Raw genomic sequence first — 15227 nt, 5'->3', positions numbered from 1 at the left:
GCTCGCCGCCCTGGTGCTTGCCGGCACCGGCTTCGTCCGCCTGCTCGTTGCCAAAGCCCAGCACCTTCACCGTGAACAGCGACGGCAGCGCCTGGCGCGTGGCGGCCCGTTCGCGCTGCAGCACGTCTTGCGCCGCCGTGACGGCTTGCGTGGCGGCCGCGCTGGCATTGCTGAGCGCGCCCACGTTCACGGTGGCGATCACGGGCAGACCCGTCGACTTGCCCTGCACCTGGACGTTTTCCGCATTGATCACCTGCAAGGCCGCCAGGTTGACATTGCCCGAGACGCGGATGCCCGCCTCGCCCGCGTCAATGCTGCCCAGCGGGGCGATCAGGTCGATGTCGCCGGGCGGCACCTCCGGGATCGGGTTCAGGGTGGCGATGCCGGCACCCGTGGCCGGCGTGCTCGGCGACAGGCTGACGAGGCCGATGCTGTCGTAGGTGCGGCGCTGCGGCGTGTAGACGACGGTGGACTTGGTGCCACGGCCCGCATTGATGTCGCCCGTGGCCGACCAGGCCAGGATGTTGCCGCCGAAGGTGGTGAAGATGCGGCTCTGGCCCAGCAGGATGCTGTCCTTTGCATACATCTGGATCTCGCCCGCACCCTGCGTCAGCACGCCAGAACCTTCGCCCGGCGCATAGCCGCCATCGACGCCGATCAGCGCGCGCCCGCCCGGCACCGTGATGCCGATATCGCCGCCCACATCCGTGTGGATGCCCGCGTCGTTGACGATCACGTGCGGCACATTGACGGTCGGATGGCCCGCCTCGGCCCACTCCTGCGGGCTCAGGTAGCGCACGCCCGCGACCGGCCGCTTGGTATAAACGCCGTCGTAGTCGTTGACCGTGTACAGCGCGCTGCTGAACATCGTCAGGTCGCCCTTGTACTCGATCTTCTGGCCCGCCTTGTCCTGCGCCGGGAACAGGGTGGCGATGGCTTCGCGGCCGCGCAGGTAGCTGCCGCGGCGCATGCCGTCCGGATCGTTGTACTCGCGCCCGGCCGCCTTCAGTTCGGCAAAGTAGACATTGCTCAGGTAGACCTGCTGCTGTTCCTTCGGCAGGGCGGCAAAGAAGCTGCGCGCATCGGTGGCCGGGTCGTAGCGGATGCCCAGGCCGCTGTCGCCGCCAAAGCGCGTCGTCAGCCAGTTCACCAGGTGCAGCTGGCTGACCTGCGCATACTCGCGCGCCAGGTCGCGCCGCACTGCGCCCGTGGCCTGACCGGCCTTTTCCAGTTCCGCCTGTTTCGTGCCGAGGAAGGCGGACGCGCCCGCCTCGTCGCCGCTGTAGGCGAACTGGCCGCGCAGCCAGTCAGCCAGGGTCAGCTTGCCGCCGTAGACGTACACGGCGCTGCCGGCCTGGTCGGCCAGCGGCTTGGCCGGATCGGCCAGCTTGGCCGGGTCCAGGTAGCGCGCCGCGAAAGCCGCATAGTCGGGACCATTGCGGCCCACGCCGGCCGCCACGCTGATGCCGGCGCCATTGCCGCGCTCGCCGGGGCCCGTGTTGACGATGGCACCGAGGCTGCGCAATTCCGCCTTGTCGGCCATATACAGGTCGCGCCCGGCGCTCACGTTCAGCTGGCCCGGTCCCGCCACATAGAAGGTGCTGTAGCGGATGTCGCGGCCGGCGCTGACGACGGAAACGTCGTCGGCATGGCGGTGCACGAACAGGTTGCCGCGCGCGGACGAGACGCCGGAGACGACCGGCTTGTCCGGATAATCGGGCCGGCCGACATAGCCCAGGCTGGTCCATCCTGCCGCGCCTTCCGGCACGCCTTCGACGCTGCCGAGCGGCGTGCCGGAATTGACGATGTCGCGCCCGGCGCGCACGGCCACGGCGCCAGCACCCTCGTACCACACGCCCAGCGGGCCCGTTTCGCCCTTCAGTGTTCCCCGGTACACGATGCCGCCCGTGCGCAGGCCGACGATGTCGCCGCTGTTGGCATAGAAATGCGCGGGCAGCTGGCCCACCGGCACGTAGTCCGACACCGTCGGCGCCGTCATGCTGAACAGCGGATACAGTTGCTGCGAGCCGTCGCTGGCGCCATTCGACGACGAGCCGAACCATTTCAGCGCACCGGGCGCCAGCCCGTTGGCGCTGACGTTATGCAAGGGCAGCAGACCGAACCAGACCGGGTCCAGGGCGCCGACGAAGCCCGGGTTGAACGGACTTGGCAACAGGCGCGGATCGGCGCCCGATGGCGTGATCGGATAGCCGGCCGCATGGATGGAGTCGGCCGCCAGCATTTCCAGCTGGCCCGTGCCCGTCCTGACAAATTGCGGCGCCACCGGCGACGGCGCCAGGATCACGCCGTTTTGCGGCATGTCGACCTTGCCGCCCTCGCCCAGCCTGCCCAGGCTGGCATTGCCGTAGTACAGGCTGCCGCTGGCGGCCACGGCGCGCAGCACGGATGGCATGACGAAACGTGCATCCGTTGGCGCGTGGTTATCGCCCATCTCCGATTGGATCCAGGCGGACGTCGGCGTCAGATTGCCGCCGGCGCTGAACAGGTCGATGGCGGTGGCCGGCGTCCACAGCGAGAACCAGCTCCAGCCTTCGCCCTGGCGCTCCACGCCCTGGTAGTTGAACGGCGAGCCATTGGTCAACTGCTTGACGCGGCCCGCATCGGCCGTGCCGCCCAGCACCAGGTCGCCGCGCGCATCGATGCGCACGCCGCTGTCGCCCGGCACGAGGATCGGTCCGCCGCTGGCAATGGCCGTGCCCGCCGTATAGGTTTCATACGGCCGCGATTCCTTCGGATCGGCGCGGTCGAAGCGCAGTTCGACGCCACCCACGGCACCCGCCTCCATGCGCAGCGCGCCGCGCAGATTCGTGAAGGTGCTGTTGAGCGTCGGATACTGGCGCTCGAAGCGCGTGTCGGCATTCGGGGCGTCGCTGTTGGCATCGAAGCTGCGCACCTCGGCGACAGGGTTGAGCCCGCCGCCGATGCGGATATCGAGGTCGCCACCGCCCGTCAGCAGCAGCTTGCCGTCCGGCGTCACCCTGCCCGTGCTGCCCACGGCCACGTTCAGGCCCTGGCTGCGCGGCGCGAACACGCCGCCCGGATCGGCGCGCGACGTCAGCATGCCGGCGTTGCCGCCCGCCTGCAGCAGCACGTTGCCGCCGCCGAGGGTGCCGATGCCCGTAAAGCCCGATACCACCGGAACGCCCGAAAACAGATCGTAGCCTTCGGGACGCGCGACATAGGTGCCGAAGTTAATCCACCACGCCGTCGGCACGCCCGCGCCCGTGCTGCCGCTGCCCTGGCGCCACAGCCAGGCGCCGATGTCGCTGGTATCCTGCTGCGCGCTCAGGGTACCGATGGCATCCTCGCGCTGGGTGGTGGCCGTCCCAATGGTGTCGCCCTTGACATCGCCCTGGGCGCGCAGCAGCAGGTTGCCGCCGTGCTCCGGATACCAGGCGCGGTACAGGCTCTCGCTGCCGCCATCAACGAAACGCGTCAACTTGTCGTCGCCCAGCGCGCCAAGCAGCTTGCCCTTGGCGTTCAAGCCGCGCGGCAGGTTGAACAGATCCTTGCCATCGACCAGCGGCGAGGCCGACTGCGTGCCCGCCGTGTAGACGCCATACAGCGAACGCATGTCGAAATCGCCGGCGGCGAGCAAGTCGAGGTCGCCCGTGCCCGTGCGCAGCACGCTGAACAGGGGCTGGCGCGCCGGTTCCACGTTGGTCACCATTTCGGGTGGCGTGCCGTCGGCAATCTTGACCACCAGATTGGCGTAGTATTCCAGCATGAATTGCTCGCCGCCCAAGTCATCGACGTTGACCTCGCCTTCCGGAAATCCCATCTCGATGGCTTCTGCGCTGTAGATATATTTGCCCGGCAAGCCCGTGCCCGGCTTGATCGACGTCCGTTCCCCCATACCGTAATGCGTATCGGCCAGCATCAGATGGGCATCCTTCGCATGCGGCCGCAGCGCGCGCGTATCGGCGGCGGCCGTATCGGCGCCGCCCACCAGGCGCAGCGACCACGCTTGCGAACCCTGGGCCAGCATGGGCGCCAACGCCAGGTTGCGGCCCTGGCTGCCCGCGCCATCCTCGGCGCGCAACGCCACCACGGTCGCGTCGTCCGGCAGCTTGACCAGCGTGCCGGCCGGCAGCACGCTGCCCTTGTCCAGCGCCAGCGCCGCCGCCAGCACCACGCCGTTGACGGGATTGACGCTATCGCCCGTGTCCCGCGGCTTGCCTTCCGGGAAAGGCAAGGCCACGTTCGCCGGCCACAGCATGGCCGCCACGCTGGCCGCGCCGGGCAGGCGCAGGCCGGGATCGAGCTGCATGCCGCTCGATAAGGTCAGCGCCTTCGGCAAGACCGTGCCGGCCGCGTACAGCACCGTGCCGTCGGCATCGCGCACGGCGCCGCCCAGCACGCTGCCGGCCGGCAGGTTCAATTCCGCCGTCAAGGTGGCGCGCGCCGCCAGCAAGGTGCCGCCGCGCAGCTGCATGGCTTTCATCGGCACGGCGAAATTGACGCTCGTGCCCGATTTGAAATACGTGTCTTCCGCCAGGGTCACGAGGCCCGCTTGCGGCACGACGACCTCGCCGCCCCATGGCAAGCGGCCCTTCACCAGTTGCCAGCCCTTGTCGTCCGACGTGACGGGCAAGGTGCGGGTATCGAAGCCATCCGTGATGCTGCCAAAGACGCTGAGCTTGCCACCGGCGCGCACGACCAGCGCGCCCGCCTCGCCCGAGCCGTAGACGCCGCTCAGGCGCGCCAGCGGATTGACGCCGTCGTAGCGGTGGCCCGACAGGTCGATGTCGCCATCGATGTGCAGGTCGCCGCCCGGCGTGGCACTGACGATCTCGACGCCAGGGCGCAGGTGGAAAGCATTGGCGTCGCCACGCAAGCCGCGCAATTTGCTGTCCATCAAGTTGCCGTTGGCCAGCGCGTGGGTCATGAAGACCTGGCTGTCCCCGTGTTTCTCGTCCAGATAAGCCTGGTTGATGCCCTGGTAGCTGCGGCCGTCCGCATCCTTGCCGGTACCGGCCGGGGCATCCTTGTATTGCCAGAAGGCGTTGACGTTGATGGTGCGCGCGCCGGCGATGTTCAGCGCGCCAGCCGCATCGATATCGATATCGTCGCCCGTGGCGCCGCCCAGGCGGCGCGCGTTCAGGTCGATGCTGCCGTAGTTGCCGCCCTTGTCGCCGCTGCGCAGGTCGAAACGCGCGCCGTTTTCCAGGCTCAGGCGGCCGCCAGGCGCGGCGAGCTCAATGACGGCGCGGTTCGGCGCCTCGATCACCTGGCCATAGCTGTCCGTGCGCAGCACCGTGCCATGCGCGTCGAGCACGGCGCCCGATTGGATGGTGACGCCGTCGCGCCCGGCCAGGCGGATGCTGCCCACCTGTTCGCCGCTGGCATCGATGCGGCCGCTCACCGTCAAGCTGCCGCCATCGACGGAGACGCTCACTTCGCGCGCCTTGACCTCGTCGCCGATGGTCAAATTGCCCTGCTTGAGCTGGAAGCTGCGGCTGCCGAACACCTTGCCCGTGTTCAGGCGCTGGTTGAGGCCGGCGAAGTCGCCGATCTGCTGGGCCCGCACCTCCACGCCGCCGGCCGCGTAGGGCACCAGGGTACCGCCCGCGTCATAATGGCCGCTGGCGCCGCCCAGCAAGCTGCCGCGCAAGTCGGCCGTGCCCGCCGCGTCGCCTGTGGCGATCACGCTCAGCTTGCCGGCGCGGTTATTCACGGCCGACAGGTCGATCACGGAAGCGCCCGCCTGGCGCACGTCGCCTGCGCGGCTGTCGAGGATCACGTCGCCGCCCCAGCTGTACTTGCTGGTGTCGTAGAAATCGATCTTGCGGCCCGCCAGGTCCAGCTTGGCCTTGTCGCCCAGCAGCACATCGCGTTCGGCCGACAGGGTCAGCTTTCCGCTTGGCAGAACCACGGACGTATCCACGCTGACGCTGTTGCCGTTCAGCGCCACTTCGGCGCCCAGGGCGCCGGCCAGCGCCGCGTTCGTCGATGTGGTGGGGGTAGCGCCGGCCGGCGCGCTCACCTTGAGGTCGCCGCCCGCCGTGATGCGGTTGACGGAACCGGCCGCGCCCGTCAGCAGCGGCGTGTTGATCAGCAGATCGCCGGCGCTGTAGCGGTAGCCATTGGTGGCCGTATCCCACGCGCTTTGCGACTGGTAGACGGACAGGCTGCCCTTGTTGTTGGCCGTCAGCTGTTCGCTGGCATTGAGCGCCACCTGGCCGAAGCCCAGCATCAGACGGTCGAGGTTATGGATGGTGTCGGGACGGCTGTCCGGCGTGAAGCCGAACTCGATGCGCCTGGCGTCGATCTGCAAGCGGCCGCTGCCCGTGCCGGGGCCGTTGGCAACGACGGCGCCGGGCGCATTCGTCGCGCCCTGCCATACGAGGGTGTCCGTGTGGATGCGCGCCAACGCGTCCGTGCCGCCATAGCCGTAGATGGCGGGCGTGTTGAGCACCAGGCGCGACAGCGACGACTTGCCCGTCGCCGCATCGATGGTCGACAGCTGCGACGAATCGTAGAAATTGAAGGAATTACGCGCCGTCAAACCCAGGCTTTCCAGCGCCGGTGCGCCCGTGCTCGTATCGCCGCGCAGCAGGCGGTCGAGCACGTCCTGGTTCAGCGCCAGGCCGTCCGGCAAAGCGCCACGGGCGCTGGCGTCCGCCAGCGCAGCCGCGCTGCCGATATTGATCGCCCCCATCCCCAGCACCAGGTTGCGCGTGCCGTAGCGCACGTTGTCGCGCAGGGTAAATGCGCGCTCCGTGACGGCGGCGATGGTGCCTTCCGAATACAGCGAGGTGGTGCCCGTGCAGGCGCCGCCCGCCTTGGCGCACGTGCCGATGTCGATGATGCCGGGGCCACCCGAATCGAACGGCGTGCGCACGGCCGGCAGCATGTCGAGCCAGCCGTTCGAGACGGCGAGCACGCTGCCCATCGGCTGGTACACAAAGCCGTCGCGCGAGTCCCAGGCCGCCTTGCCGCGGCCCAGCGTATTGATGCCGGAACCTTGCTCGAGGAAGATGCCGTCGTCGGTTTTCGTGGTCACCAGGAACACTTCGGCCGCCTTCAGCACGGCGCCCTCGCGCAGCACGATGCCGCCCGCCGATTCGTTGATGGCGGCGATATTGGCGCGCTGATTGGTACCTGTGGCGAAATCGCTGTAGGTGACGCGCGGCAAGCCGCCGATGCCCAGGCGCTGGGCGCCAAAGGCGTTGATCTGCGAAGCGTGCACGGAGACGCCATCGAAGTCCGCCTGCGCTGCCGTGCCGTCGGCCAGCACTTGATAGCGGGTACCCGCATGGCCACCCGTGCCCAGCAGCAGCGAGCCGCCAAAGCCGCCCTCGGCCGGCGTGTACAGGGCGCTGCCATCCATCATCAATGGCGTGTGGTTATTTTCGACGCTGTGCAGGGACGGGGCGATCAATTGCACCCGCACGCCCTTGGCGTCGCGTTCCAGCGTGGCGCGCGGCACGCCGTCGCGCGTGGCTTGCGCCACGGCAAAGGCTGCATAGCCCGTTTCATTGTATTGCGAGTAGGTACGCAGCACGTCGGCCGGCGTGAGGATGGCCTGGCCCGGCACGGCGTCGCGGATGGCCGTGCCGGCGATACCCGTCTGCGCCGCCGTCGCGTATGAACCATTGCGCATGGCCACCATGCCGCCCGCCTCGACGGCGCCGGCCAGGCCATTCAGCTCCACGCGGAAGGCGCCCGGCAGCAAGGCGAAATTCGATGGCAGCAAGGTGTAGGTGCCGGCCGCCAGGCCAGGCACGCCCGCGGCGATGGTGATCTGGCGTCCCACGGCAGGCTTGCCCGCGCCCTGTTCGGCCGTCAAAGGCGCCACGTCCGGCTGCACGCCGGGAATGATGGCGTACACGGGATTGGTATTCAGGCCGGGCAAGGTAAAACCGCCATTCGGCTTCATCTGCACCAGCGGATTGAGGCGCGCATCGGTGGAGCCGCCCCGTCCGCCCAGGAAGGCCGCGCCCGTCAAGGTGCCGCCGCCCGACAGGTCGAGCACGGCGCCGGCTTGCACGTCGACGGTGGCACCCGTCAAGGCGATCTCGGGGCCGTTGCCCACGCCCTTGAAGACGACGTCGTTGCCGTCATACAGGTAGCTGAGGCCATCGAGCGTGCCGCCGTACGGCATCGTCAAGCCTTTCGCGCTGACGGACGTCAGGCTGCCCGGCAACAGATTGACATGGCCCGTGTTGGCTTCAAAGCCTTCCGCGCCCAGGGTGATCTGGCCCAGCGGCGCGCGCAGCACGCCATGCTGGTTGATGGTGGGCGCAATGAGGCTCAGGCTGCCGAACACGGAAAACGGCTGGTTCGGCGTGGCGCTGCCGGCGCTGCGCTCGACAGTGAGCGTGCGCAGCGGATCGAGCGTGACGCGGATATTGCCGTATTCATCGACCCGGCTGCTCTGGCCCACCGTGACCATGCCGCTGTCGCCCGTGGCCGGATAGATTTGCGCGGCGACCAGGGTGGCGTTGCCCGGCTGGTACAGGGCGGCGTTGTTCGACATGCGCAAGTCGCCGCGGCTGTTCAGGGTCAGCTGTTCGAAGGCATCGCGTTCGACGGCCAGCGGCGTGCCGCTGCTCTGCACGATCTCGCCGCGCGTGCCCATGTTGACCTCGCCCGCGAGGTCGAGCATGCCCGCATCGATCTGCAGCAGGGATCCGTCGGCCACCAGCGGCACACCCAGCATGCCGCGCCCCTTGCCAGAATTTTTCGAGCCCTTCACGGCATTGGGCACGATGTAATTGTCTTTCTGCGCGCGCGCGGCCGTTCCCAGGCGCACATACGGCGCCGCCAGGTGCACCTGGCTGGCAAGATTAGGCACCTTGTCCTGGCCATCCGCATCGGACTGTGGCGTCTGCGGCTTCGGCTGCGTCAGACCCAGCGAACTGGCGCTCAGGCGCAGGCTCTGGCCCAGCGCCAGGTTGACGTCGCCATCGACGCTGAGCATGCCGTTCACATGCATGGCCAGGTTATCGAAGCCGCCGGCCTTCACGCGGTCGGCGCCCAGGCGCGCACTGCCGTAGCGCAAGGCCTCATCCTGCTGGCCGGCGCGCAAATCGACCGGCAAGACGCTGTCGCCCTGCACTTGCGCCAACACGAATTCGCGCGGTACCCGCACCGCATTGTCGACGCTATCGCCTTCCAGCGTCTGGCGGTTCACCTGGCCGTAATTGGGCGTGTCCAGCGCCAGCGCCAGGGTGCCACCGGCGGCCCCGGCGCCACCGGCCACCGCGCGCATGGTGCCATCGGCAAAGATGCCGTTGTACGAACTGAGCGAAATCAAGCCGCCGCTGCCGGCCACGTTGACGGCGCCCTGGTTCGGCAAGTCCAGCGTGGCTTGCGCCCCGCTGGCGTCGAGCAGCGCGCCCGGACGCACGACGACAAAGGCGTCGGCCGCGTCGACGCTGGCCGCGTCGGCCTTGTAGCGGGCGCCGATTTCGATGCTGCCGCCCTTGTCGGCGCGGCCATAACGGCCGCCCCGCATGTCGGTGGCGACGGTGGCGCGGCCGGCGACGTCGAGCACGGCGTGTTCGCCGATCCAGATCGACGTGGCTTGTCCCTTGCCGTTCGGCACATCGGCATCGCTGCCCGTACCCAAGGTGCCGGGCAGCACGGCGATCTTGCCGCCCCAGGCGTCGAGGCGGCCATCGATGCTGACCTGGCCATTGCTCGTCATGCTGATCTGGCGGCCCGGATCGACCGTGACGACGGCGCCTTGCGCCACCGCCAGGGAGCCCTTCACGTACGGGCTGCCGGCCGTCAGCGTCAGGTCGGCGCCGGCGCGCTGCGTCAGGCGGCCCTTGCGCGCATCTTCCTGGTACAGCTCCGGCGTCCACACTTCCAGCGCGGCGCCTGGATCGGTGCCGCCCGCCACCGTGTGGCCGGTGGCGGGATTGAAGCGCAGCACGGGCATCTTCACATCGATATGCGCATCCTTGACCACCACGACGCCGTCGCGGCCCGTGACGGCGTAGTCGGCAAAGCCGCTCTGGAACAGGCTGGCGTCCAGCGCCAGCATGGGCTGCACGGCAACGTCGCGCCCCAGCATGGTGCCGGTCGGCAGCAGCACGCCGCGCGGCGCGCGCACGTCGTCAGCGGCGATGCTGCCGGCCGCATACTGCGTCGTGATCGGCACGATGGGCAAGCCGTTCGGAAAAGCCGCCGCCGACACCACGAAACCCGTAGTAAGGCCATTGATGGCCGTCACCACGCTGCCGGCGGGAACGATGGAACCGCCCTGGACGTACGCCGTGCCGTTGATGAAGAAGCTCGCGCCCGGCGGCACCAGCACATTGTCCCCCACGACCAGCGGTTTCTGCGTCGACACGTCCGCCGTCACGGGCATGCTCAAGGTCTGGCCCGGCTTGATCACGCTGGTGCTGAGCGCGAAATCAAAGGGAATCTTCTCGCCCTTGGCAATCAAAAATTCATCGGCCAGGCGCAAGCCGACGGGAGCGTTGCTTCCTCCTGGCAGCACGTCGCCGTCCTGCAGCTTGCCGCCGATGCTGACGGCCGTGCCGCTGTCGATCGTCAGGTGCCCGCCGCCCTTCACGCCGTGGCCGCGCAACTCGCCGTCAAGCTTGAGCACGGCGCCCGTCGGCGTTTTTTCGCGTGGCAAGTCAACGGCCAGGGTAATGTCCCCGCCGCGCCCGCCCTGCAGGCTGCCATTGCTCATCAAGGCCGCGCCCGACGAGACGTCGATGACGCTGCCGCCGGCCAGCTCGATGTCGCCCGAACTCTTCAACGTGACCTTGCCGCCATTCACGTACGGCAGGCCGGCGACCGCGCCCGGGTCCAGCTCCAGGTTGCTCCACAGCCCCCGCGCATCGAGACGCACGCCGGGCGCCACGCGCACGCCTGCCGGGCCAGTGGCGCGCCCTTCCGGCGACACGGGCCCATCGATCCACACGGCGCCCCCGTTCGCCTGGTAGCGCGAGACCATATTGCCGGCGGCGATGCTGCCGCTGCGCGCGCTCACGTTCGCCTTGATGGCCACGTCGGTGGCGTGCAGGGCGATGTCGCCGCCATCGGCCACGCGCACGTCGGCGTTGACGTCGAGCTTGTCGTAGGCGTAGATATTCAGGGCGCCCAATTCCAGGCCATTGAGCCAGTCCGCATCGAGCTGCAAGGTCTTGCTGCGCGCGGCCGGCAAGGCTTCAGTGAGCAGCTGGCCATCGGCGACGGGCGCCACCTTGCCGATCTCGACGCTTTCCAGCACGGCTTGCGGGCTGTCGCGCAACTGGCCCGCCTTCGGATCGAAGACGGGCGTCATTTTTCCGACGATCAATTGACCGGCACGTGCGGCCGACGTCTGCGCCTGCTTGTAGCTATCGATGCCGTCATCGCGCTTGCGCTGCTGGCGTTCGCCCTGGAACACGGACGTGTCGACATCGCCTTCGAGCACGGCGGCGCCCGTGGAAACGATCAGGCGGCCCGCATCGCGGCCCACCGTATAGCCGTTTTCCAGGCGCTCGCGGGGACCGATCAAGGCATTCGCATGGGTTTCCGTCGTGTTGGCACCCCAGCGCGCATGCGTGCTTTCATAGCCGCGATACAAGCCCGTGTACAGATTGTCGCCAGGGGCGGTGCTGAGCTTGTACATCACGCCATCGGCGCCCTTCAGCCACGTCTGCTTGACCATGCCCGTCTGCACGTCCAGCGAACCGCCGGCGATGTTGATGCGCGAACCGGCCTGCGTCACCACTTCGCCGCCGCCAAAGCCGACATTGCCGCCCTGGGCCGCCCATTCGCCGATGCCGTGGCCGCTGGTGTTCAGGTAGCCGCTCACTTCCAGCAAGCCGCCCGCCGTGTACCAGCGGTCCGTGGCGTAGCCGTTGGTGCCGGCCGGCACCAGCACCAGGTCGCGGCGGTCGACCCACACATCGCTGTTGTTCAGGTATTTGGCGTCGCGGCTGCCTGGCGCGTCGCGCTGCTCGTTGCCCTGCACGTTGATCAGCACATTGTTGCTGCTCATGTCGACCTTCACGCCGACGGCGCCCGAGACGTCGATGGCCGCGCCGCGCGCCACGTGGCTGCGGCGGGCCGCATCGGCCAGCACCTGGCCGCCCGTGGCCAGGGTCAGCGAATCGCCTTCGAACTCGATGTTGCCGGCGGAAACGATGCGCACCAGCGACTGGTCGCGCCGGTCCTGCGGCGTGTCCGTTCCCTTGCCCGTGTCTTTCAGCAAGGTATCGCGCTGCACGTCGAGCGCCGTGGCGCCGTTGTCGTCGATGACGATGGCGCTCACGCTGCCGCGCGCCAGGGTGACGGCGGCATTCTCGCCCGCCGCCGCCAGGTGGATCGTGCCGCGGCCATTGACGGTCGTGCTCGACAACAGCACGCCATCCTGGCGCACGCTGTTGCCGCTGAGCGTGATGTCGCCAGTGGCCGCCTGGATCAGGCCGTTGTTGACGACGCTGCCGGCGCTGCTGCCAGCCACGCGCAGCATCTCGACTTCATTGCCGCGCGTGCTCGAATACTGGTTCTTGTCCGTGCCCATGCCCTGGCGCACGGCGATGGCGTCGCCGGCCGCCAGGGTGGTCTGGCCGTTCGGCGTGGTGATGGCGCCCGCATTCTCGACGGCGCGGCCGGCCAGCAGCACATAGCCGCCGCCTTCCGTCACCGTCTGCGGCTTGCGCGTGTCGATGCGCGCGCCGGCGGCAACGACGACGTCCGCTTCGGCCGCAGCATGCGTAAAGGTATTCTGGCCCAGCAACAAATCGTTCGCGAAGGTCGGCACGGCGCCCGTGCCCTGCGTCTTGCCGTACAGGCCGCTCTTGAACTGGCTGTCGCTCATGCCCATGGCGGCGGCGGCCAGGTTGCGCGTATCGACCTGGCTGCTGCCCGTAAACACGATGCCGTTGCGGTTGACGATCATCACCGTGCCGTCGGCCTTGATCTGGCCCTGGATCTGGCTGGGGGGCGCCAGCGGATCGTTGACGCGGTTCAACACGGACCAGTGCGATTTCTGGTCGAACTGCAAGGTGGTGTTCTTGCCGACGTTAAAACTTTCCCAGTTCAGGATTGCCTTGTCATCCGTCTGCGCGACCTTCACGACGGTCTTGCCATCGGCCTGGGTCTGCACGGGCGCCTGGGCGTTGAGCCAGCCCGCCGTCAGGCTGTTACTGTCGACCTGCAAGCCGCCCTTGACGAGGCCGTCGGGCGCGCCGCCGGCCGCCAGCGCCGCCTGGCGCGCGGCCGCCTGCACCGCCTGTTCGGCGGCGATGCCGCGCGCGGCCAGCAAGAGGTTGTTCAGCGATTGCTGCAGCTTGCCTTCGGCCTTTTGCTGCTGCAGCAAAGGGTTGTTCAGCGAGGTGGCCGGCTGGCCATTCGGCAAGCGTCCCGTGGCGGTGGCCGTGCCCTGCTGCGCGCCCTTGCCCGCGAACCAGGCGCCGCTGAACGGCTGCTGCGCCTGCGCGCCACCCGCCTGCAGCAGCATGGCGATGGCCAGCGCCAGCGGTTTCAAGCGCACCGGACGCCCGTTGTGGCTGCCCGCCATGGCGGAGGAGGATGCGTGTTTCGTGACCGACTTGCTTCGCTGCATGGCGACATTCCCTTTTCATGTTCCGTTGCTGACCGATATCGCGAGGCGGCGCGCGGCACGCACGGGGCGGGCGGCAGGCACTGATTCGCGGCTTCCAGCAGCATTGACAGGGAACAAGGTCCGGGACTGCAAAAGGTCATGAAAATGTCATAATTGGCTGATCGCCTCGGCGCGCCAAGGCGGGGCTCAGCCGAACAGCACGATGCCGCCCGGCAAACGCGTCACGCGCGCGCCATACGCGTCCTGGATCAGGGCGATCACGTCATCGAGGCGGTCGAGCGAAAAGCTCGCTTGCACGCGTGCCTGTTTCAAGACGTCGCCATTGAGGATCAGCTTGCCGGGACGGTAGCGGTTCACTTCATCCACCACCTCGGCCAAAGTGCTTTGCTTGAAGACCAGCAGGCGCTGGCGCCACGCGCTGACGTCGCTTTTTGCCACTGCGCGCGCGATGCCGAAATGCTCGGGCCGGTAGCGCAGCTGCTGGCCGGCCGCAAGTTCCGCATCGTTGCCGGCCTGCGCCACGCGCAGGCGGCCCGCCAGGCATGTCACGCACACTTCCTGGCCAAACAGGCGGATATTGAAACGCGCGCTGCCGGCCGACACCGTGCCGTCGCCCGCCTGCACGCGCACGCTCGCCGCGCCGCGCAAGCCGGCCTGGAATTCCGCTTCGCCCGCCAGCAGCACCAGCGACGCGGCGCCGTCCTGCACGGGCGCCACATCGAGTCGCGTCTGCGTATTCATTTGCACCAGCACGCCGCCTTCAAACGCCACTTCGCGCTGCTCGCCCGTGCCCGTGGCGTAGTCGGCGGCAAGACCGGCCACGGCCGGCCACAGGTCCGTCGGCGGGCGCAGCACCAGCAAGCCCAGCGAAGCGGCGACGGCGCCGCCGAGCCAGGCGCGCCGAGCCACGTTGACAGGTGCCTGCGCCCGCTTGACGGCGCGCGCGGCCGGCGCCATGGCGCCCCACACGGCGCGCGCCTCGGCAAACGCCGTCGCATGCCTGCGGCTGCGCGCGCACCAGTGACGGAACACTTGCGCGTCGCGCTCGCTGACCTGGCCCGAGGCCAGGCGCACGACCCACGCCTGCGCTTCCTTCTGGATGACACCCATGTCGTCTTCCGTTTGTTCAATCATGATGTTTAGACGTTTTTCCCGCGCCGGGACCGAAGCGCTGGATGAAATCGCGTCCCATGCGCTCACAACAATGTTCGAGTCCGGCGCGCAATTCCTTCTCCACCGTGCGGGCGGAAATGCCGAAGCGCTCGGCGATGTCGCGGTGCGGCAACTGGTCGACGCGGGCGGCGATGACGATGGCGCGCCGGCGTTTCGGCAACTCCTGCAAGGCCCGTTCCAGTTCTTCCAGTTCGGCGCGCGCACTGAAGGTGCGGGCCGGGTCGGCCAGCTCGTCGGCCAGCTCGTACAGATCGTCGATATCGGGCAGGCTGAGCAAGCGCGCATTGTCACGGCGTTGATCTTCCGCAATGTTGATGGCGATGCGCATCAGATACGCGGACGGGTAGCTGATCGCCTCGGGCGCCGTCATCCGCTCCACCCGCAAATACGTTTCATGCAGCGCGTCATTGGCCAGGTCTTCCGAGCCCAGGCGGCGCTGCAAATGGCGGCGAAACTGTCCGTAGCGTTCCAGGAACAGCTTGCGCAAGGTGGCTTTGAGCAAATCCGACAT

General features: G+C 68.4%; 3 protein-coding genes. All 3 read right to left on the bottom strand.

Annotation, left to right across the window (positions count from 1 at the left end; all coding sequences use genetic code 11):
- Window positions 1-13543 (bottom strand): filamentous haemagglutinin family protein (locus VM94_RS08845; protein WP_082127637.1); only part of this gene is annotated, 13543 nt, incomplete at its 3' end.
- 186 nt (window positions 13544-13729) lie between these two features.
- A complete protein-coding gene (locus tag VM94_RS08840; RefSeq protein WP_046683178.1) occupies window positions 13730-14677 on the bottom strand; it encodes a FecR family protein in 948 nt (315 codons plus the stop codon).
- Window positions 14670-15227, bottom strand: a complete 558-nt coding sequence (locus VM94_RS08835; protein WP_046683177.1) for an RNA polymerase sigma factor — start codon at window positions 15225-15227, stop codon at window positions 14670-14672. Before VM94_RS08835 ends, VM94_RS08840 begins: the two co-directional genes overlap by 8 nt.

Source organism: Janthinobacterium sp. KBS0711 (assembly GCF_000988085.1).
GTDB classification, from domain to species: Bacteria; Pseudomonadota; Gammaproteobacteria; order Burkholderiales; family Burkholderiaceae_D; genus Janthinobacterium; species Janthinobacterium lividum_E.
The sequence above is the reverse complement of the archived record's forward strand: the minus strand, read 5'-3'. Positions and strand labels throughout refer to the sequence as shown.

Coding starts and splice junctions, on each gene's coding strand:
- VM94_RS08840 (WP_046683178.1), bottom strand. CDS start 14,677: ATGATTGAACAAACGGAAGACGACATGGGTGTCATCCAGAAGGAAGCG.
- VM94_RS08835 (WP_046683177.1), bottom strand. CDS start 15,227: ATGTCGGATTTGCTCAAAGCCACCTTGCGCAAGCTGTTCCTGGAACGC.